Annotated in this window: 25 protein-coding genes and 2 riboswitches; of the genes, 8 read left to right on the top strand and 17 right to left on the bottom strand. The window is 66.7% G+C overall.

What is annotated here, in order from left to right; genetic code table 11:
* Positions 1–8: 8 nt before the first annotated feature.
* The 8 genes from AC5RT3_RS15490 to AC5RT3_RS15455 all read right to left on the bottom strand — a co-directional run bounded on the left by AC5RT3_RS15490 (position 9) and on the right by AC5RT3_RS15455 (position 6,278).
* Positions 9–272 carry a DUF4235 domain-containing protein gene (locus AC5RT3_RS15490; protein ID WP_494009867.1) on the bottom strand — a complete coding sequence of 88 codons (264 nt, stop codon included), beginning with the start codon at positions 270–272 and terminating at the stop codon, positions 9–11.
* A 66-nt stretch (positions 273–338) separates the two neighbouring features.
* Positions 339–2,510, bottom strand: a complete 2,172-nt coding sequence (locus AC5RT3_RS15485; protein ID WP_494124607.1) for a hypothetical protein — start codon at positions 2,508–2,510, stop codon at positions 339–341.
* A 69-nt stretch (positions 2,511–2,579) separates the two neighbouring features.
* Positions 2,580–2,792 (bottom strand): CDGSH iron-sulfur domain-containing protein, encoded by a 213-nt coding sequence (locus AC5RT3_RS15480; protein ID WP_494009865.1) that lies wholly within the window; start codon positions 2,790–2,792, stop codon positions 2,580–2,582.
* Positions 2,789–3,859: a glycosyltransferase family 2 protein gene (locus AC5RT3_RS15475; protein WP_494053043.1), complete on the bottom strand. Its 1,071-nt coding sequence runs from the start codon at positions 3,857–3,859 to the stop codon at positions 2,789–2,791. The genes AC5RT3_RS15480 and AC5RT3_RS15475 overlap by 4 nt, the downstream gene beginning before the upstream one ends.
* Positions 3,856–4,905, bottom strand: a complete 1,050-nt coding sequence (locus AC5RT3_RS15470; protein WP_494053044.1) for an iron-containing redox enzyme family protein — start codon at positions 4,903–4,905, stop codon at positions 3,856–3,858. Before AC5RT3_RS15470 ends, AC5RT3_RS15475 begins: the two co-directional genes overlap by 4 nt.
* A gap of 61 nt (positions 4,906–4,966) precedes the next feature.
* Positions 4,967–5,425: a DUF4383 domain-containing protein gene (locus tag AC5RT3_RS15465; protein ID WP_494124606.1), complete on the bottom strand. Its 459-nt coding sequence runs from the start codon at positions 5,423–5,425 to the stop codon at positions 4,967–4,969.
* A gap of 98 nt (positions 5,426–5,523) precedes the next feature.
* Positions 5,524–5,730, bottom strand: a complete 207-nt coding sequence (locus AC5RT3_RS15460) for a hypothetical protein (protein WP_494009861.1) — start codon at positions 5,728–5,730, stop codon at positions 5,524–5,526.
* Entirely contained in the window at positions 5,727–6,278 is a 552-nt protein-coding gene (locus tag AC5RT3_RS15455; RefSeq protein WP_494053047.1) for a heme-degrading domain-containing protein, read from the bottom strand. Before AC5RT3_RS15455 ends, AC5RT3_RS15460 begins: the two co-directional genes overlap by 4 nt.
* A gap of 80 nt (positions 6,279–6,358) precedes the next feature.
* Positions 6,359–6,494: riboswitch (TPP riboswitch) on the top strand.
* Positions 6,495–6,555: 61 nt separating this feature from the next.
* Between AC5RT3_RS15455 and AC5RT3_RS15450 the strand changes: the two genes are divergently transcribed.
* From AC5RT3_RS15450 to AC5RT3_RS15440, 3 genes are read left to right on the top strand one after another with little or no spacing between them, the layout of a single operon-like run.
* Positions 6,556–7,179 (top strand): ECF transporter S component, encoded by a 624-nt coding sequence (locus tag AC5RT3_RS15450; protein WP_494053048.1) that lies wholly within the window; start codon positions 6,556–6,558, stop codon positions 7,177–7,179.
* On the top strand, positions 7,179–8,732 hold the full coding sequence (locus tag AC5RT3_RS15445; protein ID WP_494124605.1) for an ABC transporter ATP-binding protein: 1,554 nt from the start codon (positions 7,179–7,181) through the stop codon (positions 8,730–8,732). Before AC5RT3_RS15450 ends, AC5RT3_RS15445 begins: the two co-directional genes overlap by 1 nt.
* Entirely contained in the window at positions 8,729–9,529 is an 801-nt protein-coding gene (locus tag AC5RT3_RS15440; protein ID WP_494053050.1) for an energy-coupling factor transporter transmembrane component T family protein, read from the top strand. The genes AC5RT3_RS15445 and AC5RT3_RS15440 overlap by 4 nt, the downstream gene beginning before the upstream one ends.
* Here AC5RT3_RS15440 and AC5RT3_RS15435 read toward each other — a convergent pair.
* A complete protein-coding gene (locus AC5RT3_RS15435) occupies positions 9,526–10,359 on the bottom strand; it encodes a glycoside hydrolase family 25 domain-containing protein (RefSeq protein ID WP_494053051.1) in 834 nt (277 codons plus the stop codon). The two genes, AC5RT3_RS15440 and AC5RT3_RS15435, sit on opposite strands and share 4 nt — an antisense overlap.
* Positions 10,360–10,558: 199 nt before the next feature.
* Here AC5RT3_RS15435 and AC5RT3_RS15430 point away from each other — a divergent pair, with 199 nt between their 5' ends.
* From AC5RT3_RS15430 to AC5RT3_RS15420, 3 genes are all read left to right on the top strand, one after another.
* A complete protein-coding gene (locus AC5RT3_RS15430) occupies positions 10,559–12,082 on the top strand; it encodes a UDP-N-acetylglucosamine 1-carboxyvinyltransferase (protein ID WP_494124604.1) in 1,524 nt (507 codons plus the stop codon).
* 67 nt (positions 12,083–12,149) lie between these two features.
* The gene (locus AC5RT3_RS15425; RefSeq protein WP_494053053.1) at positions 12,150–13,379 is read left to right on the top strand and encodes a glutamate--cysteine ligase 2; all 1,230 of its coding nucleotides are present in this window, start codon (positions 12,150–12,152) and stop codon (positions 13,377–13,379) included.
* A gap of 49 nt (positions 13,380–13,428) precedes the next feature.
* Complete coding sequence (locus tag AC5RT3_RS15420) at positions 13,429–13,752, top strand: DUF1905 domain-containing protein (RefSeq protein WP_494124603.1); 324 nt, start codon at positions 13,429–13,431, stop codon at positions 13,750–13,752.
* On the opposite strand, the gene AC5RT3_RS15415 is transcribed toward AC5RT3_RS15420, so the two are convergent.
* The 3 genes from AC5RT3_RS15415 to AC5RT3_RS15405 are packed head-to-tail and all read right to left on the bottom strand — an operon-like array spanning position 13,749 to position 15,637.
* Complete coding sequence (locus AC5RT3_RS15415; protein ID WP_494124602.1) at positions 13,749–14,957, bottom strand: O-succinylhomoserine sulfhydrylase; 1,209 nt, start codon at positions 14,955–14,957, stop codon at positions 13,749–13,751. The genes AC5RT3_RS15420 and AC5RT3_RS15415 overlap by 4 nt on opposite strands.
* Positions 14,958–15,368 carry a rhodanese-like domain-containing protein gene (locus tag AC5RT3_RS15410; protein ID WP_479772852.1) on the bottom strand — a complete coding sequence of 137 codons (411 nt, stop codon included), beginning with the start codon at positions 15,366–15,368 and terminating at the stop codon, positions 14,958–14,960.
* Positions 15,365–15,637, bottom strand: coding sequence for a DUF1737 domain-containing protein (locus AC5RT3_RS15405; RefSeq protein WP_494053056.1), 273 nt, complete (start codon positions 15,635–15,637; stop codon positions 15,365–15,367). Before AC5RT3_RS15405 ends, AC5RT3_RS15410 begins: the two co-directional genes overlap by 4 nt.
* A gap of 13 nt (positions 15,638–15,650) precedes the next feature.
* Positions 15,651–15,765: riboswitch (SAM riboswitch) on the bottom strand.
* Positions 15,766–16,000: 235 nt separating this feature from the next.
* Here AC5RT3_RS15405 and opgC point away from each other — a divergent pair.
* A complete protein-coding gene (gene opgC, locus AC5RT3_RS15400; RefSeq protein WP_494124601.1) occupies positions 16,001–18,475 on the top strand; it encodes an OpgC domain-containing protein in 2,475 nt (824 codons plus the stop codon).
* Positions 18,476–18,581: 106 nt separating this feature from the next.
* Here opgC and AC5RT3_RS15395 read toward each other — a convergent pair whose 3' ends face one another.
* The 3 genes from AC5RT3_RS15395 to AC5RT3_RS15385 all read right to left on the bottom strand — a co-directional run bounded on the left by AC5RT3_RS15395 (position 18,582) and on the right by AC5RT3_RS15385 (position 20,508).
* On the bottom strand, positions 18,582–18,836 hold the full coding sequence (locus tag AC5RT3_RS15395) for a hypothetical protein (protein ID WP_494053058.1): 255 nt from the start codon (positions 18,834–18,836) through the stop codon (positions 18,582–18,584).
* 233 nt (positions 18,837–19,069) lie between these two features.
* Positions 19,070–19,537, bottom strand: coding sequence for a pyridoxamine 5'-phosphate oxidase family protein (locus AC5RT3_RS15390; protein ID WP_494053059.1), 468 nt, complete (start codon positions 19,535–19,537; stop codon positions 19,070–19,072).
* A 41-nt stretch (positions 19,538–19,578) separates the two neighbouring features.
* Positions 19,579–20,508 (bottom strand): aminodeoxychorismate lyase, encoded by a 930-nt coding sequence (locus AC5RT3_RS15385; protein WP_494053060.1) that lies wholly within the window; start codon positions 20,506–20,508, stop codon positions 19,579–19,581.
* A 132-nt stretch (positions 20,509–20,640) separates the two neighbouring features.
* On the opposite strand from AC5RT3_RS15385, the gene cls reads away from it, so the two are divergent.
* On the top strand, positions 20,641–22,080 hold the full coding sequence (gene cls, locus AC5RT3_RS15380; RefSeq protein WP_494124627.1) for a cardiolipin synthase: 1,440 nt from the start codon (positions 20,641–20,643) through the stop codon (positions 22,078–22,080).
* Between the two features lie 18 nt (positions 22,081–22,098).
* Here the strand turns inward: cls and AC5RT3_RS15375 are convergent, their stop codons facing one another.
* On the bottom strand, positions 22,099–23,373 hold the full coding sequence (locus AC5RT3_RS15375; protein WP_494124600.1) for a multidrug effflux MFS transporter: 1,275 nt from the start codon (positions 23,371–23,373) through the stop codon (positions 22,099–22,101).
* Positions 23,374–23,434: 61 nt separating this feature from the next.
* Positions 23,435–23,662 carry a hypothetical protein gene (locus AC5RT3_RS15370; RefSeq protein ID WP_494124599.1) on the bottom strand — a complete coding sequence of 76 codons (228 nt, stop codon included), beginning with the start codon at positions 23,660–23,662 and terminating at the stop codon, positions 23,435–23,437.
* Between the last annotated feature and the right edge of the window lie 52 nt (positions 23,663–23,714).

Here is a 23,714-nt window from a genome sequence, read left to right as displayed (position 1 = left end):
CCCGGAAGCTAGACGACGTCCTGGCTCTTCGCGAACCGGGTGATGGCCCGCTGGGTGCCGCGGTTGGTCAGCACCTGGATCACGGCACTCACCGATGCGGACACGAGGGCGAATGTGAGCGCGGTGCGGAGGGTGGTGGGGACATCGTCCTTCTCGCCCTTGGGCGGTTTCCGGCCGGTGGCCTTTTCCCAGATCACGTCCACTGCCTTGGTTCCGGCGAATCCGGCCAGCAGGCTGATGCCCGTGCCCAGCAGCTTGATGAAGAAGTTCATTCGGTGCCTCCTAGCGTCGTGAAATCAGGACTTCCCCTAGCCTAACGTCCGGGCGACAGCCTAACGTCAGGGCGCCCGGACCAGGCCTTCCCAGCTGACGGTCCAGTGCGGCGGAAAACCGGGCGCATCCCGGGCCGGGCCCCCGTCCCAGCCCGCAGCCATCAACGCAACGGCCGACAGCAGCCCGCCGTTGCCCGGCAGGTACAGCGGCAGCGACTCCGTCTGCCGGTTGTGGCCGTTGGGCAGCACCACGTTCTTCGCAGCGTCCAGCAGGAGGGCGTCGACGGCGGTCTCCGGGTCCTCCAGCCTGGCGGCGGTCATGGCCATCACCGGATAGTCCCAGCCCCAGGTGCTGTCCCAGTCCCAGTCGGCCAGGACACTGGCCAGGGTTTTGCGCATGATGGCGGGATCGATGATGTCCGTCTGCGGCAGCACACCCAGCGCGCAGAGCATGGAGGGGTGGTCGGTACGGATGGTGTACGGCTCCACGCCGATGGCCGCGTACACACCGTCCACCACTGTGGGGCTGGCCATCCCGTCCGCCACGGCCGCCCACTTCTCCCGGGGCGGCAGCCCCAGCCGCTTCCGCCACATGTTGGCTATGCGCAGGGCCCACTGCCAGTAGGCGAGCTCGAACGTGGGGTTGCTGGCAGTGGTCCTGGTGGATTCGTAGCTCTCCTGGGCAGGAACCAGTGGCGGGCCCAGCCCGTAGCCACGGGCGGTAGGATGCGCGAAGCCGGCCATGAACTCGGCGCTGTCGAACACAATTTCCGCGAACTCCTCCAGCAGGTCCCGCGATGGCTCTGCCCGGTAGGCCAGCTCCGCGAGGTGGATGGGATGCGGCTGCTGCCAGATGAGGAAGGTGCCGATGGGGCTGGGACTCTCGCGCCCGTCCGGCCCCACCTGCTTGGGCCAGCGGACGCCGTCGAACCCCTGGGCCTTCGCCGTCTGCCGGGCGGGCTCCAGTACGGACGCGTACCAGCGCAGCGCAGGCAGCAGGAGCCGCGTCCGGTTCCAGGCTGCGAAGTGGGCGGCGTGCCACCAATGCATCTCCAGGTGGAAGCGTCCGCGCCAGGAGTTGCAGACCAGTCCTGTTTCCTGCGGCGGCAGGGAGCCGGAGCAGTTGATGGCGGTGAGGTACTGGGAGAGGACCACCCGGCGTTCGATCTCCGCCGCGCGCGGATCGCCGGGCGCGGAAAGTTCGACGGCGGCGCCGGACGTCCAGAATTCCGGCCACGCCGAGCCAGAGGCCTGGATGACGGCGGTGCCGGCCCCGGAGCCAGGAGGTACCGCGTGCCCGTGGCTGGTGTCCCGGATGCCTCCGGAGCCGCGGGGCAGGCAGTCACCCGTGCCGGTGCTCATGAAGTGGACGCTGAAATCCAGGACTTCCTGTCCCTCCGCTGCCCGGATCAGGACGGTGTGCGGGCTGGTCTGCTCCAGTTCCAGGCCGCTGCCTATGACGTGCACCCGGTAGGCGGACCCGTCCAGGTTCCGGGTGATGATCCACTGCCGGCCGCCGCCGTCGGCCGGCAGCTCCGCCAGCCGTGTGGTGTGGGCGTCGGGGCAGGACCAGTCGGCGGCATTGTGCCAGGCCCCGGAACCGTACGGAAAGGCCAGCGAGACGGCCAGGCCGTGCTGCAGGGCGGCGGACTCAATCCGGAAGCCGAGCTCATCCCTGCCGGGGTGGCAGGCGGTGCCCACCGTCACCGGACGGCCGTACAGCGTGAAGTTGCTGGCGGCCGTGCCGGTCCAGAGGTCAAGGATCTGCCTGGCGTCGGCGATGTCATCCGCTGCCAGCTCCGGATTACCGCGCTCCGGCAGGATGAAGGCGATACGCCCGAGGTCCAACCGGTGCGGGTTGGCACGCAGCCAGGCCTCGCTCTCCGAGGCGCCAGTGTCCCGCCCGTCTACGATTCCGCCCACCATGTCCACGTACGGCACAGGGCCGCGGGGCGAATCGTAAAGGACGGTTGAACCGGCCAGCGTGTAGTCCTGCACAGGCGGAATGGAATGCCAGCCCCATTGTGACTGCGTCCCCAGCAGGGTGCCGGACGGCAGCCCGTCCCGTGCGGCTACCGGATACCGGGCGGGCAGGGACTGCAGGCCCGTCAGGTCCGTAGTGAAACAGAATTCCCCGTTGCCTACGGAAACGGGGCTGCGGGGATCGAGGGTGCGCTGCTCCACATTGTGGCGGCGCACCAGGGCTTTACGGTCGATGACGGCCTGCTGGCGGTCCAAGCGCTCACTCTCCTCGAGAATCAGAAAACGCTTTCCAAGAACCCATCCTTGTGTTGCGCAGCCTAGGAGTCAATCACGTGGCTCGGTCCGGAACTTGATCATCTTGTGGGTGCCGTCGCAGTACGGCTTGATGGCCGAAGCCCCGCACCGGCACAGGGCCACCGTTTTCCGTTCGCGCGGGACCGGCTCGCCTGAGGGCGTGACGATCTCGAAATCCCCCCGGACGATGAGTGGCCCGTCCGGGCATACCACGATGGAGCTATCGGGCTGGTCCTGGTTCATTGCTGCTCCTTCAGGGTTGGTGCCGTCGCTTGTTGCCGGAAGGCCTGCAGCTTCCCGTGATGCCGGCGCTGGAGATCGGCTTTCGAATGGGCGGCCGTGCGGATCCTGGCACCGGCATAGGGGACGCCTCCCATGAGCCGGAGCGCGAGGGCGCCCCAGATGCTAACGGCCCGCTCCGTCGCCCACAGCGGCGCGAAGCACACCGCGGGCAAGGGAAACACGGCCGTACCGCCGTGGCGCCGGCGTCCGGTCTCGGCTGTGGCCACCGCCGCGGCCGCCAGTCCCGCAAACACCGCGGTGCGTGCCCGCCGGGGGAGGGTGGCTGCCCCGATGATGGCCGGAAGCAGGGCGAGTTCCGCGGCCAGGCGCCGGGGCTGGGCAAAATCGTCGTAGGCCTGGCGGAGGCGCTGCTTGAGGAAGTGCCTGGCTTTGGGCGGCCTGCGGGCGATGTAAAGGCCCGGAACGATCCGCTCTCGTCCGCCGGCGGCCTCGACGGTGCGGATCAGCTCCAGGTTTTCGAACAGGACGGGCTCATAGCCGTCCGTGGCCAGGAGGGCACTGCGGCGCAGCCCGAGTGTTCCGGGAAAGTCCGCGGCCCATGCCCGGTTAATGAGTGACCGGGAAGTATCCCACAAGGCATGCCAGGGCAGCGGGTCAAAGTAGTTCTGCGGTCGCACCACGTCCGCCGACCCGAGGTGGTCAACGACGGCGGCGAGGGACCCGCGCGTGTAGCGGACGTCGTCGTCGGCTACTACCAGCAGTTCTGCGCTGGCGGCGCGCACGCCCGTGACGACGCCCGCGACCTTCCCGTTACCCTGCGGCGTGCCGCTGCCCGACTCCGTCCAGCCCGCAGGGCGGATGTGGCGCACCTGCGGCGGAAACTGCTCCCGGTGGTGCGCAAACAGGTCCTGGCCGGAGCCATCCACCACCGTGACCGGGATCCAGGCCACCAGGCGCTGCAGGTAGTCCACCAGGTCGGCGAGTCCGGTGTCGTCTGTCCAGCGCAGGGGAAGGATGTACTCCGCGGGGAGCCGTGCGGCGGATTCTCCGCTGGCCGGGGAGGTCACGCTGCCGCCGGTACTGCCGCCCTGAGCGAGGAGCGGCCGCCTTCCCAGGAGTCAAGAAGGTGGGCGGACAGCCTGCTGTCGATGGCCATGGCTGCCGTTGCCCCAAACAGGACGTCGTCCAGCAGCTCCGGCTCGGCTTCCACCAGCCCGCCGGCAAGGTCGCGGCCCGCGATCTGCTCGTGGACAGCATCGGCTTCCACATGTTCGTCGAAGTAGTGGGTGACGCTGGCGTCGAAGCCGTGCCGGCGGAAGCCGTTGCCGTAAAAGCGGTTGGGCTGCGAAGACGTCATCTCGTAGATGGCCAGGTGTCCGGTGATGGCGCCGCGGAGCCGCCGGTTCAGCCCGCACAGGGACATCAGGTTGACGGCCGCCAGGGAAACCGCCGGGACGGCGTCAACGTACGCGCCGTAGGAGTCGTCCATCCCCAGGCCCCGCATGGTGCGGGCGAACAGGGCACTGTGCATTCGGTCCGGGCGGCCGCCGCCGTACTCGTCGGCCTGGATTTCCACCAAGGCAGCCTTCGCCCGGCCGCTGAGGCGGGGGATCGCCCAGGTGTGCGGATCCGCCTCCTTCAGCTGGTACACGGACTTGTGGATCAGGAACTCCTTGAGCTGGTCCAGGCTGGCCTTCTTGGCCACATAGCGGGAGACGCTGGGGCCGGTGTCCCTGCCGGCCAGGCCGAACAGCACATCCGCCACCGCGTCGCTGGTGAGCTCCCCCGGAAGTTCCAGCTCTCCGGCAGCCTCGCCGGCCGCCGCCCGAAGGGCCGCTTCGAAAGGCTTTTCCAGGATCTGCCGGACCTGGATCAGCCCGGCATCCCATTCCCAGTGGTCCGTGACGCCGTCCAGCCCGGAGTAGTGCAGCTCGTACAGGCAGAAAAGGGCAAGCTGGGCATCGTCGTCGCCAATGATGTCCACGGTTTCGGCCAGCCGGTTCGAGGCGAGCTCCCGCAGCCCGGCCAGTGATTCGGCGGAGCCTCCAGGCGCGCCTGCAAGGACGTTGAACAGCGTGCTGCTGATGGGGCCTCGGGGTTCCGGGATTCGCATGGGTTGCTCCTAGGTCTCGGGTTGTGACCGTGCCGTCTGCGCTGGCGGCCGGTGGGTGTGGTCAGGATTTCCGGCTGTCCGCCGGCGTGGCCCGCGGGGAGAGGAGGACCGCAAGCGTGATCATGGCCAGCCCCAAAATGAGGTGCAGCCAGTTGTCCGCATAGTTTTCCGGGATGAAGTTCGCGGGGGTGTCGTCCCCGATGAGCAGTCCGTACAGCCAGAGGACCAAGTAGATGACGCCGCCGTATATGAGGAAGTTCCGGGCCTGCCGGTGGGTGCGTGCCATGAACACTCCGGCGGCGCCGAAGAGGAGGTGGACAAGATTGTGGAGGACGGACACTTGGAACGTACCCAGCAACAGGGCCTTTGAACCGGGGCCGGCGAAGTCCAGGGAGCCGTAGTTGCTGGTGATGCCCGGAACGAATCCAAGGATGCCGGCGAACAGGAAAATGCCGGCAACAGCCAGCGTGGACCACTGCAGCGCGGTTCGGACGCCCGGTGGGCGGGTGCTGACTGCCATGTCCTGGACTCCTCGTACGCGGTGGAAACAACATAGTAAGCATGATTACTAATAAAAGCTAAGCAGGCTTTGTTTCCCCGCCGGCAGCTGGAAACCCGTCAGGCCAGCCCGGTCCAAGTGTAGGGGTTCGGGTGGTGCCCGCCGCTGCGGCCCTGCTCATACCCCTGCTGCCAGGCCTTGCCGACGGCGGACACCAGCTCGGCCAGCAGGGGATAGTAGGGATGGTCCGGGCCGATGAAGATCATCTCGTCTTCGGCCTTGTCCACCGCCGCCCGGACGGGATTGTCAGCGGGAGTGCCGGTCATGGTGCCCCGTCAGCCCCGGTGGACCGCAACACCTCACGCATGGCCTCCACCACCAGGTCGTGATCCTGCACCTGCGGCAGCCCGGACACGGTGACGGTGGCCACCGCACCCACGCCCGTCACATAGACAGGGAAAGACCCGCCATGTGCCGCGTAGCGGGTCTGGTCGAACCAGCCCTCGTCCTCGATCCTGCCTCCGCGCAGCCGCCCGCGCAGCCCCACCAGCAGGGAAGGCACTTCGTACCGTGCAGCTGTCCGTTGCTTCGCGCGGATCCAGTGTTCGTTGTCCGGCGTGGCGCCCGGCAATGCCACATGGAAGAGGACCTGTTCGCCCTTGGTGATGTCGATAGCGATGGGCAGGCCGCGCTCCTTGCCCAGCTCCACCAGGAGGAGGCCAAGGTTGAGCGCATCATCCATGGAGAAGCCCGGAAACTGGAGTTCATGGATCTCACCCTCGACGCGGCCGATGAGGACCTGCAGGGATCCCTCCGGCTGGGCGGAATCGGAGTCCGGATCGAACTCAGTCATATGCGGCGGATTGGCAGTCATGGCCCACAATCTACCCCTCTCCCGGTGTAAACTGGACCACGCCCAACAGGGCAATCCAATGCATTATTCAAGCAAGCAACACTTAACGACAGGGGAGCGCCGCCGTCGGGCCCGCATGGCCGGGGACCGCAGGTGGGCGCTGAGAGTGCGGACAGCCGCAGACCCTCGAACCTGATCCGGTTAGTACCGGCGCAAGGGAGTCGAGTTCTCGAAGTCCGGCAACGGCAGTAGCCGCGTGCCGTGCTTTCCCCTCCTGTTTCCCAGGAGGATTTTTTTCATGAGCACTGCAGCAATCAAGAAGACCACCAGCAAGTCCTGGCGCGTCGTGGACATCGTGGTGGCGGCCCTGATCGCCATCGCCGGCGGCGTGATTTTCTGGGCCTGGTCCCAGGGCGCGGCCGCGGTCTCCGCGCCCATGAACGCGGTCTACCCGCCCCTGACCGGCCTGATCGCCGGCGGCTGGATGATCCCGGCAGTGCTGGGCATGCTGATCATCCGCAAGCCCGGCGCGGCGCTGTTCTGCGAGACCGTGGCAGCCACCGGTGAGCTCCTGATGGGCTCGCAGTACGGCGCCTCCGTGCTGTTCTCAGGCTTGGTCCAGGGCCTGGGCGCCGAAATTATCTTCGCGATCTTCGTTTACAAGAAGTTCAACCTGCCGGTGTCGCTGCTGGCCGGTGCTGCCGCGGGCCTGTTCTGCGGCCTGAACGATTCCTTCGCGCCGTGGGGCTGGAACATCGCGTACTCCGGCGGTGACAAGCTTGCCTACATCATCTTCACCGCGATTTCCGGCGCGGTCATCGCCGGTGCCCTGTCCTGGATCGCCACCCGCGGCCTGGCCAGGACCGGGGTCCTGAGCTCCTTCGCTTCCCGCAAGGCGGCAACGGAGCCCGTCTTCTCCTGATGCAGGCACCTACCCACCACGGCACGGCCGGGGCGGTGCGGCCGGCCGCAGTCACGGCGCGTGGCTGGGGCTGGCGGCATGCCGGGCGCGCCAGGCCCGCCGTCCACGCCCTTGACCTGGACATCTCACCGGGGGAGCGCGTCCTGCTGCTCGGGGCCTCGGGCGCCGGCAAGTCCACGCTGCTGCACGCCCTCGCCGGGGTCCTGGGCGATGTGAACGACGACGGCGAGGCCGGCGACTCCGACGAGTCAGGTTCACTGCTCGTCGACGGCGGGTCCCCCCGGGGGCAGCGCGGACGTGCTGGACTGATGCAGCAGGACCCCGAAACCCAGGTGGTCCTCTCCAGGGTCGGGGACGACGTCGCGTTCGGCGCCGAGAACCTCGCCGTCCCCCGCGACGCCATCTGGACCCGAGTGCACGAGGCGCTCGCCGACGTCGGGCTGTCCCACCTGCCGCTGGACCATCCGACGTCGGCGCTGTCCGGCGGGCAGAAACAGCGGCTTGCGCTGGCAGGCATCCTGGCGATGCAGCCCGGGCTGATCCTGCTGGACGAGCCCACCGCCAACCTTGATCCGGCCGGTGTGCTGGAGGTCCGTGACGCCGTGGCGCGCTGCCTGGATAAAACCGGTGCCACGCTGGTGGTGGTGGAGCACCGGGTGTCGGTGTGGAAGGACCTGGTGGACCGGATCGTGGTCCTGCAGCCGGGCTCGGCCGCCGATCCTGGCGTCCTCCTGGATGGTCCGCCGGACCGGGTCCTGGACGAGGCCCGCACCATGCTGGCCGCCGCCGGGGTGTGGGTGCCCGGCTACGTGCCGGCCACCCGTCCCCGCGCAGCCGGCACCGGCCCAGGCGCGGGAGACCTGATGCTGGCCGCCGAGAAAGTGGCTGTGTCCCGGGAACGCCCGCACCGCAGCGGATTCCGGAAAATCCAGCCGCTTCCGGTGCAGGAGGACATCACCGCGCAGGTACGGGCCGGGCAGGCGCTTGCCATCACCGGGCCCAACGGTGCCGGTAAGTCCACCTTTGCACTGACCCTCGCGGGGCTGCTGGAGCCCGTTGCGGGCAAGATCTCCGCAACAACCCGCCTGAGCCGGGGCGCGGGAATCGACCCCTTCAGGTGGAAGGCAGAGCAACTGATTGAGCGGATAGGCACGGTGTTCCAGGAGCCGGAACACCAGTTTGTCACCGGCAGGGTGAGTGATGAGCTGCTGTTTGGCCCGCGCCATCTGGGCCACGGCGAGGACCGCGTTGACGAGCTGCTGGAGCGGCTGAGGCTCACCCCGCTGGTGGATGCCAATCCCTACACCCTCTCGGGCGGGGAGAAGCGGCGGCTCTCGGTGGCAACCGTCCTGGCGGCCAGCCCGCAGGTCCTGGTATTGGATGAGCCCACATTCGGCCAGGACGCCAACACCTGGGCTGAGCTGGCGTCCTTCCTCTCCGAGCTCCTGGACTCCGGCACCGCCGTGGTGTCCGTGACCCACGACGCCGAGTTCACCGCCGCCCTGGGCGGAACCGAGCTGAAGTTGGCCGCGGCGGAAAAGGTGGCCCTGTGAGGCAGGAACTGCACCTGCGCGGCAACAACGCCCTGCTGACCCGCGCCAATCCGCTCAGCAAGCTGGCCGCCGTCCTCCTGATCACCGTGGTCCTGGCGCTTTCCATCGACTGGGTGTCCGCTTCGGTGGCGCTGGCCTTCGAGGTCCTGCTGTTCCCGCTTGCCGGGCTCACGTTCACGCTGCTCTGGCAGCGTGGATGGCCGCTGATCCTCGCCGCCGCCGTGGGCGGTTGGAGCACCTCAATCCTCGCGCCGGACAGCGGAAGGACGCTGATCGACGTCGGCATCTGGACCATGAGCGAAGGGTCCCTGGAGACGGGGCTCGGGTTCATGCTCCGCGGGCTCGCGATTGCGCTGCCGGCGGTGCTGCTGATGAGCTGCACCGATCCCACCGATCTCGCGGACGCGCTGGCCCAGAAGGCCCGCCTGCCGCACCGGTTCGTGCTGGGCACCCTGGCCGCCATGCGCCTGGTGGGCCTGCTGGCGGAGGAGTGGCAAACCATTGGCATGGCACGGCGCGCGCGCGGCGTGGGGTCGCGCGGCAACGTGCTGCAGCGGGCGAAAGCCACCCTGGGGCAAAGCTTCGGCCTCCTGGTTCAGGCCATCCGGCGGGCGTCGAGGCTGGCAGTCACCATGGAAGCGCGTGGATTTGGCGGCGGGACCCGAACCTGGGCCCGCGCCTCAACCTACAGTGCGCTGGATGCGTGGGTGCTGGCGGGCGGCCTGCTCATGGCGGGACTCGCAGTGGTGGCGGCCGTGTCTGCCGGTACCTGGAACATGGTGTGGCTGGGAAGCTAGGGTTCCTGCGTGCACGCATGGTTGTAGTCGAAGCCCCGCGCCACGAACTGGGTCAGGACCACGGTGCCCCCGCCCGTGAGCGGTGCGTTTAGGCACGCGCCGGCCGCCCGGTATGCGTTGCGGGCGCCGGCCAGCCAGCTCGGCAATCGGTACAGGTTGCTGGTGCTGCTGACGTTGCCAACGATCCGGCCCCACTGCAGGGACGTGGAGTAGATACCCACTCCCTTGACGTTGATGCTGTGGAAGAAGTCCGTCATGCCCTCCAGGACGGCGCGGTTGGCGTCCTTGTCGCCGGACCAGCTGTTTTCGGTCTCCACGTCGAGCCACCAGACATAGCCGGCGGGATTAGTGATTCCCCGGACGTAGGCGTCGTCGTAGGCCTTCGCCCAGCCGTACATGTAGGCGCAGGCTTTGCCGTAGTCCCCCTCCCTGCAGGGGCCGTAGGGGTTGTGGACCTGCCTCCCGATGGGGTACTCGTTGTTGGCGGGCCACCAGGAGCCGGAGCTTCCCGGATTCGCGGTATTGACGTACAGCGAAACCGCCGGCTGGCCGGGCAGGCCGGGGGAAGCGGCTGCCCACTCAAGTTGTTCGTCCAGGCAGGGGTTGGTGGTGTTCGCCAGTCCGTTGTTGACGCCGACGATCCCGAAAGCCTGCCCCCTCGGCAGCTCCTTGTTGCACTGCGGCCATGACACGTCGTTGCCGAGCAGGGACTGGCCGCCCTCGCCCGGGGAGGGCGCCGCGGAAGCAGGACCCGCTACGGCCAGCAGTACGGCTGCCGCCAGCAGCCAGGCAAGCCTGAACGGGAACGGGCGGGCATGGTGCCGGAGCATTGCGCCTTTCCTTGGTGTCGGGGAAGGGACGTGCACTTCCAGTCTCCCGCCGGGGTGCCGGCGGAACAAGCAGCTGATGCTCAAGAACGGAGGGTGTTCCAGCAAGGTCTCTATCGCATAAAGCGGGTATGGGTCGTCTGGGAGGGCCGTTATGCGGCCGTGATGACGCCGAATAACTCATTTATGATATATTTCTGGCATGACGCAGGAAACCACTGAGCACGTTGCCGCCATGCTGAGGGATGCCCGGACCGAGAAGGGCTGGACCCAGGGCCAGTTGGCTGCCGAGCTGGGAACCAGCCAGAGCGCAGTGGCCCGGATGGAGCAGGGAAAGCAAAACCTGAGCCTGAAGATGATCCAGCGCCTGGAAAGCATCTTCGACCGGAGCATCGTCAACGTGGGCAAGCCGCAGATGACGCACCTGCGCGTGGAGGGCGGGCGGACCCTCTCCGGCGCCGTCGACGTGAACAGCAGCAAGAACGCCGGCGTCGCCCTGCTCTGCGCCAGCCTGATCAACCGCGGCACCACCGTGCTCCGCCGCCTGGCCAGGATTGAGGAAGTCAACCGGATCGTGGAGGTCCTAACCAGCATCGGTGTGGAGTGCACGTGGCTGAACGATACCGACCTGCGGCTCCGCCGGCCGGCCGTCCTGGACCTTGAGGCAATGGACGTGGATGCCGCGCGCCGGACCCGCAGTGTGATCATGCTGCTGGGTCCGCTGCTGGATGAGACGGAGGAATACCGGCTTCCGTATGCCGGGGGTTGCGATCTGGGGACCCGCACGGTTGAGCCGCACATGCAGGCCCTGCGCCAGTTCGGGCTTTCGGTGGAGGCCACGGCGGGCTTCTACGCCATCCAGGCACCGCCGCCGGATGCCCAGGACCGTTCCTTCGTCCTCACCGAGCGCGGCGATACCGTCACCGAAAATGCAATCATGGCCGCCGCGCACCGCGAGGGAACCACGGTCATCCGCAACGCCAGCCCCAACTACATGGTCCAGGACCTCTGCTTCTACCTGCAGATGCTTGGCGTGACCATCGACGGCGTGGGAACCACTACCCTCAGCATCACGGGCAAGCCCGTTATCAATGCGGACATCGAGTACTTCCCCTCGGAGGACCCCATTGAGGCCATGAGCCTCATCACCGCCGGGATCGTCACAAATTCCGAGGTCACCGTCCGCCGCGTGCCCATCGAGTTCATGGAGATTGAGCTTGCCACGCTGGGCCAGATGGGGCAGCAGCTGGAAATTTCCGGCGAGTACATGGCGCGCAACGGCCGGACCCGCCTGGTGGACGTCACCACCAAGCCGTCGGAGCTGCATGCACCCGAAGACAAAATCCACCCCATGCCGTTCCCCGGCCTCAACATCGACAATCTGCCGTTCTTCGCCGTGATAGCAGCCAACGCGACAGGCCAGACCATGATCCACGACTGGGTCTACGAAAACCGTGCCATCTACCTGACGGAGCTGAACCGGCTGGGGGCCCAGGTGCAGCTGTTGGATCCGCACCGCATCTATGTCAACGGGCCCACCAAGTGGCGCGCGGCCGAAGTCGGGTGCCCGCCGGCACTGCGGCCGGCAGCGTGCCTGCTGTTGGCCATGCTCGCGGCCCGCGGGGTGTCCGAACTGCGGAACATCTACGTCATCGAGCGCGGGTACGAGGACCTGGCGGAGCGGCTGAACACCATCGGCGCCAAGGTGGAGTACTTCCAGGACTGAGCATTAACGCTTCGTCATGAACGGCAGGGCCGCTTCAAATACGTTCCCGCTGCCGCAGAATGTCAATATGCGTACATTCGGCGTGGAGGAAGAGCTCCTGATTGTTGATCCGGAGACCGGGGAGCCGCTGGCGCTGGCCGACGCGCTGCTGTCCGGCCGCCGGGTGGCTGCCGACGATTCCGCCCAGGATCCGCATGCGCTTGTGACCGAGGACAAAACGGTCTATGACGACGACGAGACGGGCCTGAGTGCCGAACTGAAGCTTGAGCAGATTGAGACCCAGACCCGGCCCTGCCTTGAATCCGGCAGCCTGTTGGACCAGATCAGGGCCGGACGGTTGCTCGCAGACCAGGCCGCGAAGAAACACAACGCCCGCGTCGCCGCGCTGGCCACCTCGCCGCTGGGCCTGAACAGCCACACCACTCCTGATCCGCGCTACGCCAGGATGCTGGAACGCTTCGGGCTGACCGCCCAGGAGCAGCTGACCTGCGGCTTCCATGTCCACACCTTTGTGGAATCACCCGAAGAAGGCGTGGCGGTGCTTGACCGCATCCGCGACAAACTGGCCGTGCTGACGGCGCTCAGCGCCAACTCCCCGTTCTGGAACGGGCTGGAGACCGGTTTTGAAAGCTATCGTACCCAGGCGTGGAACCGCTGGCCGACGGCGGGGCCGGCGGGCATCTACGGCACCTACGCGGCCTACCGTCGGCTGGTCACCAGGCTGCTGGACACGGGCGTGATGCTGGACGAAGGGATGATCTATTTCGACGCCCGGCTGTCCCGCAACCATCCCACCGTGGAGGTGCGGGTGGCCGACGTCTGCCTGCGGGCCGAGGATGCGGCCCTCCTCGCGGTCCTGGTCCGTGCCCTCGTGGAGACCGCCAGCCGGGAGTGGCGGGAAGGCGTGGAACCTGTACCGGTACCAACTGTCCTGCTGAGGATGGCTTCCTGGCAGGCCAGCAGCGGGGGCCTCGGAGGGGAGCTGTTGGACTTTGGAAGCTTCCGGCCGGCCCCCGCGCCCGAGGTAGTGCGTTCCCTGGTGGAGTACCTCGCGCCGGTGCTGGAGGAACAGGGTGAGCTCGACCTGGCGCGGCAAGGCGTGGAAGCGATCATCGCCCGCGGCACAGGGGCAGCCGAGCAGCGCCGGGTCCGTGACCGGTTGCTGTCTGGGCCATCGACCAAGGACATGGGCTTCGGCGCCGTCGTGCGGCATGCCGTGAACGTCACCATGCGCGGCGACTTGGACCTCTCGGAAGTCGATGCCGTTCCAGACCTGCTGCGGGTGCGGCAGGCCTAGCCAGTTGGTAACCGTGGCGTTGAGGAAGGCCACGTGCCATACTCGGCGCGTGGCGCCGTCGTACTCTTTTCATGCCGAGCTTTGGCTCTATCCCGGCGAAGCGGGCTGGCACTTCCTCACCTTGCCGCCGGACGTGGCGGACGACATTGCAGAGGAAAGCGAGGCCGGCAACAAGGCCTTCGGCTCGGTCAAGGTCGCGGTGGAAATTAGCGGCCACCGCTGGCTGACGTCCATCTTTCCGGACAGCAAAATGGGCTCGTACCTGCTTCCCGTCAAGAAAGCTGTACGGGAAAAGGCGCGCATCAAGGCGGGCGATAGCGTGGACGTCCGGCTGGAGCTCCAGCCGGACAATGCTCCGCCGGGAGAAAGCTAGATCTGCTTCAGGGCCTGCTCGAGGTCGCGGATCAGGTCGCCGGCGTCCTCGAGCCCAACGGACAGGCGCACCACGCCGTCGCTGAGGCCGATCGCAGCCCGTCCCTCCGGCCCCATCGCACGGTGCGTGGTGGTGGCTGGGTGCGTAATCAGGGATTTCGAATCGCCCAGGTTGTTGGAGATATCGATGATCCGCAGCCCGTCCAGCAGCGCGAAAGCGGCTTCCTTGCCCGAGCGGCCGCCGGACGGAGCGAGCTCCAGGGTGAGCACCGTGCCGCCGGCGCGCATCTGCCTGGCAGCAAGTTCGTACTGCGGGTGCGACTTCAGCAGCGGGTACTTCACCCAGCTCACGGCAGGCTGCTGCTCCAGCCATTCGGCGAGCCGGAGGGCTGTTGTGGAGGAGTGGTTGACACGCAGCGCCATGGTCTCCAGGCCTTTGGTCAACACCCACGCGTTGAACGGCGAAAGCGACGGGCCGGTGTGGCGCATCAGCTGCTTGACCGGACCCTCGATGTACTCCTTGGTGCCCAGGATGGCACCGCCCATCACCCGGCCCTGGCCGTCAATGTGCTTGGTGCCGGAGTAGACGATGACGTCCGCGCCCAGCTGGCCGCAGCGTTGGAGCAGGGGAGTGGCAAAGACGTTGTCGACGACGACGGTGGCCCCGGCAGCGTGCGCGAGTTCGCTGACCGCGGCGATGTCCACGATCTCCTGCATCGGGTTGGACGGAGACTCGAAGAAGACGGCGGTTGTGGGCTGGGACAGGGCGGCGCGCCACTGCTCCAGGTCCGGACCGTCCACAAAGACGGTCTCCACGCCCCACCGCGGCAGGATTTCGTTGAGGATGACGAAGCAGGAACCAAAGAGCGAACGGGCGGCCACCACGCGGTCCCCGGCAGCGAGCAGGGCGCCCAGGGCGGTGAACACGGCGGACATGCCGGACGCGGTGGCAAAGCACGCCTCCGTTCCTTCGAGCAGCCGGAGCCGCTCCTGGAAGGTCGCCACGGAGGGGTTGCCGTACCGGGAGTAGACGAAGCGCTCATCCTCGCCGGTGAAGGCGCGTTCCGCAGCAGCGGCGGATTCGTAGACGAAACCCGAGTTCAGGAATACCGCTTCGGACGTTTCCTGGAAGTTGGTGCGGTCCAGCCCGCCGCGGACGGCCTGGGTGTCGGGGCTCCAGCCGGCGGCGTCGTTATTGAAGGTCACTTAGTTCTTTCCCAGGTTGGTCGGCAGGCCGCGGTTCTTCCAGCCATTGACGGTCCGTTCGCCGTAGCGGTCCGGGTCGCCTTCGAACCCCTCCAGGACGTTGTAGGAGGTGAAGCCGGCCTGGGTCGCGGCGATGGCGGCGGAGATGGAGCGCTGGCCGGAGCGGCAGATGAACACCAGCTCCGTGTTGGAATCCTCCGGCGCCTGCTGGCTCAGGTCCTTCAGGAAATCCGGGTTGGGAATGCCGCCGGGGAATGTCCACTGGATGAACAGCGGATCGTTGTCCGTGGCCTTGGTGTCCGGAATGCCGATGTGCGCCCATTCGCCCTCGGTGCGCACATCCACCAGGATGGCGCCTTGCTCAAGCTTGGCCCAGGCTTCCTCCGGCGTCAGGTCTCCTGCGTAGCTCATGCGTGGCCCTCGCCGTCGAACTCGAGGTCCTCGCTGGCTGCTTCCAGGTCGTCAACAGCGGTGGCGACGGCGGCGTCCGCCGATGCGATGGCGGCCGGCAGGACCACGGCCTGGGCAACGATGACGCTGGTGCCGTTGAAGGCTGCCGCCGGGCTTCCGTGCAGGACGTAGCCTTCGGCGAGTGCGGTTGAGATCCGCTCACAGAATTCACGGTTGTCCGGGCCGCTGATGAGGCGGTAGGACAACTTTTCTTCGGGGGCGTCGGACACGACGGATCTCCTTCTCTCACGCTTGCAGCTCGAATCGGTCGATATGCCGAGTATTCACCTGAGGCACCCCGCCGCGGAAGGAGGGTTGCCGACCGGCCAGTCAGGGCTTGGCGCCGGTACTCATTACTCCCCAAAAACGTAACATCTGGCACCGGCGGCCGCATCGCCGTCGTCGTCATGTTGCGTAACTGAAGCGGAAACGCTGCCGAAGGCGGCGAGGCGGTGCCGTCACCGGTGAACGGCCGACGGCGGTATCACCGCAGGTGGGCGGGTCTTTCTTTCCCATCCCGGCGCGACGGCCCGATACAGTTCTTGGGGGGCAGCGCCCCGCCGTGAAAGATCAGCACTGGGGGTCCCTTGAACATGCGAACAGCCACGCCCTGCCGCCGCCCCCGTCCGGCCCTGGCCCCCCGTCTTCGCGTGGCCTGGGCGTTCCTTGCCGTACTTGCTGTTGCGTATGTGACTGCGGTCCTGCCGGCGGGGGCGGCCCGGGCAGCCGAACCCGCACCGGACGCGGGCAAGCCGCTGCTCGGCGTCGTCCTGGAATGGGGCGAGGACACCGCTGCAGGGTTTGCCGAGCGGCTGGGAGCGTCACCGGCTGTCTATGGACACGACATCGCTTTTCCCTACCGTTCCTCCGAGCAGAACGACATCAAGGGATTCCTTGAACAGTCCTCGCTCCAGGGCGCCCACGCCATGCTCACGGTCAAGCCCACGGTGCCGCTGGACCAGATAGACGCCACGGCAGCCGAGTCATTCGCCGGGGAAATCAGACGGCTTACCGCGCAGTTCCATGGGCAGGTGCTGGTGCGGTTTGCCCCGGACATGAACGCCTCCTGGGTGGAGTGGGGCCAGCAGCCGGCCGAATACCGGAAGGCGTTCCAGGCTGTCTCCGCGGCATTTGGGGATTCCGGCAACGGCCGGACGGTTATGGTCTGGGAGCCGTACCTGGGCAAGGACTACCCCTTTGACCGGAACCGGAACGCGCCGGCCCGCGGAAGCGACGGTTTCGCCTTGCTGGATACCAACGGCGACGGTGCCTGGAACGGGTCTGACAGCGCCTACGAACCGTACTATCCGGGTGATGATGCCGTGGACTGGGTTGGCCTGACGGCTTTCCATGACGATACCGCCGGTGGCGCCGCAGTCAATACCGTTCCGCGCGCCGGTGAGCTGGAGGACATGCTGACGGCCTCGGGCGGCGAAAACTTCTACGCCACCTATGCCGAGGAGCGGGCCAAGCCGTTCCTGCTGCAGACCGCCGCCTTCTACAGCCCCGCGTCCGGCGGCGCGTCCGAGGCTGAGATCAAGACCGGCTGGTGGGACCAGGTGGTGGGCACTGCCACGTCGGCAGAGTTTGGCAGGACGTCCGCGGTGGTCTGGGACGAGCGCACCAGCACCAGGGACACCGGCGTGGCCAGCATCGACTGGCTCCTGACCGGCAGCCCGGAGATCGCCCGGGCGGCGCTGGACCGGCTGGAGGCCTCGCCCTTGGTGACCGGTCCCGTCACGGAGGTGTCCACCGGCGGCAGCGACTATGTCCGGGCAAACACGCTGGCCGGGGCTGCCGCCTGGACAGTATGGGCCGCACTCGTCATCCTCCTGGTGGCCCTCTGGCAGATTCCGCGGCGCGTTCACGCCGCAACAGCTTGGGGTTACACGGACCCGTCCGGCAGGGATTCGCGCGTGGACCTGCTGCGCGGACTGGCCATCGTGTTTGTCGTGGTCAACCACCTGGGCATGACGTCCCTGTTCCAGCTCCTGACCCAGGAGGCGGTGGGCTTCGTTTCGGGTGCCGAACTGTTTGTCCTCTTCTCCGGTCTAGTGGTGGGCATGGTCTACGGGCCCCGGGTGAAAGACGATTTTGGAACCGTCGTGGACCTGACGTCCCGACGCGCCGGCAAGCTCTACCTGACTGCACTGATAGTCCTCGTGGGCGTCTTCCTGGCTTCGCTGCTGCCGGTTTTCCGCATCGACGCGCTAACCACCTTCGTGGACCAGGGGACCGGCGGGGCAGGGCACGACGGCGCCGGGCGCACCTACGACCTTTATGCAGGAATGGAGCAACTCTTCCAGTTCCCGGTGCCGGCCCAGGTCCTCCCCGCCATCCTGCTGCTGCAGTTCGGTCCGTGGCAGTTCAACGTGATGGGGCTGTACGTGGTGCTGCTGCTGGCCAGCCCCTTTATTCTTGCCGCCCTCAACCGGGGCAAGGCCGTGTGGGTGCTGGCCGGCACCCTGGCGGTCTACGCCGTCGGCGCCGCCACGCGCTTCCGGCTCCTGCCGTCGCAGTTCGAGGACTCGTTCCCGCTGCTCGTGTGGCAGGTGCTGTTCGTGCTCGGCCTGGTGGCCGGATTCCACCGGCGCAGTATTGTCGACTGGCTTTCGCCGCGGACATGGGTGGTGGCCGCCTGCACGGCGCTCGCGTTCCTGCTGGCTTTCCTGTCCTGGGGGAACCCCTATCTTGCCAACGGCTTCGACGTCCGGCTGGCCATCGTCCCGGACACCCTGTACCGGACGGTCTACGACGCCCTCTTTGCACGGACCTACCTGGCACCCGGCCGGCTCCTCAACGTCCTGGTCCTGGTGGTCGCTGCCTACGCATTCCTCACCGCGTACTGGAAGCCGGTGCAGCGGGCTTTGGGCTGGTTCCTGATTCCGCTGGGCCGCGCGACGCTGTACGTGTTCATCATGCACGTGGTGCTGATTGCCGTGGTGGCGAACATCCCGGCCCTGCAGCAGGAGAACGTCCTGCTGAACACGGCTGCCTACGCCGCGGTGCTGGGGCTGCTGTGGGTGATGGTCCGGACGAAGTTCCTTTTCCGGATCATTCCTACGTAGGAGCCGGCACCGGGCACCGGCGGCTGTTCGAGACATAAAAAAGCGGCGGGAACCGCTGGCCCTTGCCCTCGGTACACGCCGCCCTTGTGTCCTGGGCCTGGTTCTCCTAGACCAGGCCCGGGTAACTGGCCATGATGTAGTCCGTGGCCGCGGGGCCCTTCATTTGGAGGCCGGTGCGGTCCGGGCTGATCCTGTCGCGCATGCCAGCCCAGAAGCTGTCCTCCGGACTGAGTGCCTGCTGATTGATGAAGCACCAGCTGGTGTAAAGCCCGTACAGGCGGTCACGGTCCAGGCTGTGTTCGGAGGTTTGGTCCAGGTAGGTAGCTTCACGGAGAAAGATGTCGAACTGCGAATGTGCCATGACGGCTTCCCTTCGCTAAGTGCGGTGGCGCTGCCGTTCGGCTACAGCAACAGACCTCACATGCCGTGCACGGGGCAATGGAGTGGAACTGGGTCCTTCAAGAAAGGAGGACCCCACGCGGGATGGACGCCCATCTACAGTGTAGACTCTACGCGTAGACTAAGCATCCGGCAAGCGTCTTGATTAACTCGCTGGAACACCGCTTTCAATGCCACCTGTCTTAGCGAAGCGGGCTATTCGAACGAGGCCCGCCGCCGGTCCTGCAGTCGGGTGTTCCAGATGTCCGGACGGGCCACCCTGAAGCGGCGGCCGGTCAGGGCCCGCGGGGAAATCCGGATGTAGTGGCTCTTCTCTCCGGGCTGCCAAGGCTCCAACCCCAACGCGTCCACGGCGTCCTTTTCCGCCTGGTCTTCCATGATTTCGGTGTCCCCGCGCAGCACCACGCTCCAAGCTTCCTCTGTGTGCGGATCGTAGCCGTCGATTTCCAGGGCGGCCGGGCGCTCCTGGGCGGCCCCCCACAATTTGGTCACCCCGGACGTGCGGAAAGTGATGCTGCGGCGGTAAACCAAGTAGTTGATGGGGAAAATCTCCGGATGGCCGTCCACCACCAGGGCAAGGCGGCCCAGGGTGTCGGCGGCCAGGAGTTCCCAGCACTCGTCGAAGGTCAGGTTGTCATCTGGCTGCGGCGCGCGTGAATCCATGAACCACACCCTACGGGCCGGCCGGCCGGGGGAACAGCACTTTACTGAATGCCGGCGAAAAGTTCACTCAGCTCAGCGGTCAGCTCCTTCTGGAGCGACGGCGTCCCGATCTCCTGCCCGTCAATCCGGTTGACGGGCGCGAGCAGGCGCACGCTGGAGATCAGCCACACGGCGTCGGCGTCCAGCAGGTCCTGCGGCACCAGCGGCCCGTACCCCAGTTCCCAGCCTGCTTCCCTGGCGGCCCTGAACAGCGCTCCCTGGGAAGTCCCCGCCAGGATTCCGCTGTCCAGCTGCGGTGTGACGAGGCGCTTGACTGTTGTGCCGCCGTCGGACTTGTCCACGTGGGCAAGGAGCACCGTGGACGTGGGACCCTCCAGGACCCGGCCATCGGAGGAGATGAAAATGACGTCGTCGGCGCCCTGCTTGTGGGCGTGGCGGAGCGCCGCCATGTTGACGGCATAGGAGAGGGTCTTGGCGCCGAGCAGCAGCCACGGGGCGCGCTCTGCGGCATCACTGTCATAGCCGCGGTCAAGGAGGATGACATCGATGCCGGTCTCACGCTGGCGGCGGGCGGCCGTTCCCACTGGCGAAACCTGGACCCACGCGGTGGGGGCAGCGGCGCCCTCAGCCCCGCGGGTCACCACCAGCTTGACCACCAGTTCATCATCGCCGCCCGAAACAGGAGGGTGCTGGGAACGGTGTTCGGCAATGGCGGCGGCAATGGCCCGGCGCCACTGGTCCTGCCCCGGGATCGCGAGGTCCAGTGCTTCCCCGGAACCGTCCAGGCGGTCCAGGTGCGCCTGGATTTTCCGGACGTTGCCGCCGACGGCGAGCATAGTCTCGAACGCCCCGTCACCGCGGGTGGCACCTTGGTCCGTGACCAGCAGCTGCGGCTGGGACGCGTCGGCCAGCCGGCCGTTCGGGAAAGCAGGATCAAGGAAAACAAGAACCACGGAAGCAGGTGACGTCATGGCTCCAGCTTAGTGCGGCGCCACGCCGATAAGCTGGGCTGAGTGCCCCGGCCGGAATCCGTCCGCCGGGAGCCCGTGAGCCCGGGGGTTTTTCCGTTGTTGTGGCCATTTTCGCTTGCCGGCACCGCACCGATGTGGGTGGTGGTGGTGCTCGGCGTCGCCGACCTGGTCATCAGGGTGCTCGCCGTTGGGATCATCCCCGGAAACCGGAGGCCCACCACTGCGATGGCGTGGCTGCTGGGCATCTTCTTTGTCCCGTTTGTGGGCATCATCCTGTTCCTGCTGTTCGGCAACTTCCAGTTGTCAAAGCGCCGCCGGGAGCAGCAGCAGGAGGTCAACGAGAGGGTACGTGCCGGTATCTCGTCCCTCGCCGACGTCGAAAGCCGTTACCCGGGCCCGGAATGGGTCACCTCCGCCGCGGAACTCAACCGCCGGCTGGGATCCCTGCCCATGGTGGACGGCAACTCGGTTGACCTCCTCCCCGGATACCCGGACTCCATCCTCACCATGACGGAAGCAGTGCGGAAGGCGAAGAAGTTCGTCAACGCAGAGTTTTACATCATGAGCACGGACCACATCACCGACGACCTGCTCACCGCCCTGGAGGAGGCGGCCGAACGGGGCGTGGAAGTGCGCGTGCTTTTCGACCACATCGGCACCCTCCGGGTCCAGGGCTACAAGAAACTCCTCAAGCGCCTCAGGGCGGGCAAGATCCAATGGAAGCGGATGCTCCCGCTCATGCCCATCCACGGCCAGTGGCGCCGGCCGGACCTCCGGAACCACCGCAAAATCATGGTGATCGACGGCGAAATCGCGTTCACCGGCTCCCAGAACCTGATCGAGCCCTCGTACAACAACCCCCGCCACCGGAAGGCCGGAAGGGAATGGGTGGAACTGATGGCGTGCCTGCGCGGCCCCATTGTCACCACCCTGAACGTTGTCTTCGCCACGGATTGGCTGAGTGAAACCGACGAGTCGCTGGAGCATCAGCTGCAGCTGCCGGCGAACCCCCACCCGGGCAACGTCACCGCGCAGGTGGTGCCCAGCGGCCCCGGCTTCATCACCGAGAACAACCTGCGCCTGTTCAACACGCTCATCTATTCCGCACAGCACCGAATCTCCATCTGCAGCCCCTACTTCGTGCCGGACGACTCGCTGCTATACGCCATCACCACTGCAGCCCAGCGGGGCGTGGACGTGGAACTCTTCGTCTCCGAGAAGGGTGACCAGTTCCTGGTCCACCACGCCCAGCAGTCCTACTACGAGGCTCTCTTGGAGGCCGGCGTCCGGATCTACCTCTACAAGGCCCCGTTCGTGCTCCACGCCAAGCACTTCACCATCGACGACGAAGTGGCTGTCCTGGGCTCCAGCAACATGGACATGCGCTCCTTCTCACTGAACCTTGAGGTGTCCGTGATGCTGCTCGGCGAGGACATCGTCACCAAGATGCGGGCGGTGGAGGACACCTACCGGGACATTTCGCACGAGCTCAAGCTCCCCGTGTGGCGCAACCGTCCCTTTGCAGCGCGCTACGTGGACAACGTTGCCCGGCTGACCGCAACGGTGCAGTAAGGGCCTGGGCGTGTACCGCTAGTCCTCGGCCGGGACCCGCTCGTCATCCGGGCGGTCCGCGTGGTCCGGCCATCCGCCCCTGCGGTAGGCAGGGGTTCCGGCGGCAAGCACAAGCACTGTCACAACACAGCTGCCGATCATGACGCCCACCATTGAGAGCGCGGTTCCACCCAGCAGTCCCACCAGGGGACTGACAAGCCCGGCAACGCCGGACTGCAGGGCACCGATAACGGCGGCCGCGGTCCCGGCCATATGCCCGTAGTTGTGCAAGGCGAGCACGGAGGCATTCGCCGGGATCATTCCCTGTGCACCCAATACAAGCCAAAGCCCTGCCATAAGGCCCACTGCTCCACCGGCGCCCGTGGCCACCGTGGCCAGGAGGATCATTGCAAGGGCCAGTTGGACAAGAACGGCAGTGCGCAGGAGGCGCACGGGCGGGAACTTCCGGACCAGCATGGCATTCAGCTGTGCCGAGAGGACAAGCGCAGCACCGTTGAGCGCGAAGGCGAGGGCGAACTGCTGCTCGGTGAAGCCGTACTCGTTTTGGAAAACGAAGGGGGAACCCACCACGTAGCTCATGATCAGGGCAAGGCCGAGCCCCGGTATGACGGCCAGGGCCATAAAGTGTCTGTCGCGCAGGAGTGACCAGTAGGCGCCGGCGACATGCCGGGGGTGGCCAGGGCTGCGGCTGCCGTCCGGCAGCGTTTCGGGCATGAACTTCAACACGATGGCCACCAGGACGACGCCGATGAGCGCCAGTACGTAGAAGACGGCACGCCAGTGCCAGATCCCGGCGACGGCCTGGCCAACAGTGGGGGCAAAAAGGGGAGCGACGCCGATGACCAGCATCAGGCGGGAGAGCAGGCGGGCGGCGGCTGAGCCTACAAACCGGTCACGGATGACGGCGATGGCCACCACGGCGGCCGCGGCGTTGAAGAAGCCTTGCAGGACGCGCAGCCCAGTGAGTGTCTCGATGTTGGGCGTGATGGAGCACAGCAGCGAAATCACGATGTGCATGGAGATGCCGATGACCACGGGCAACCGCCGCCCGAACCGGTCCGAGAACGGGCCGATGACAAGTTGCCCTATGCCGCCGCCGAGGAGGGTTCCGGACAACGTCAGCTGGGCTGCGGCCTGGGTGGTTTCCAGATCCTCAACGACGGCTGGCAAGGACGGCAGGTACATGTCCGTCGTGACTGCGGGAAGCGCTGCCAGGGCTCCCAGCATCAGGACGTATTTGAAGCTGCGCGCCGGCCGGGGGCTGGCGTTTGGGGATTGCGGGGTGTCCGTCACGCGGCAAACTTAACTTGTTGGAAGCTTTGATGGTGTGGGATTGCCGCATGGCTCGGGCGGTTCAGCCGGCGGTGTCCAGGTGGTTCTCGGATTCCCATGTCTGCCCATAGGGCACCTGGTCGGTGAGTTCGACCGTGAAGTGCCCTGCGCCCCGTTTTGTCACGAGGATCCCCATGCCAGGGTATTCCCTGGCAAGGTCGCGGAGCTGCCGGACCGAAGCATTGAGCTTTTCGTCCGCCTCGGAGCGGGTAGTGGCAGAAATCGTCAGGAGATGCGGGCTGTTGCCCATGTGGTTTCCTTTCGCTCGTGGACTGCTGGGTCCGGTGCTGCAAGGTGAGGTG

The sequence above is a fragment of the Arthrobacter sp. Y3221159 genome, assembly GCF_059089885.1.
This window is presented reverse-complemented; position numbering and strand designations above follow the sequence as displayed.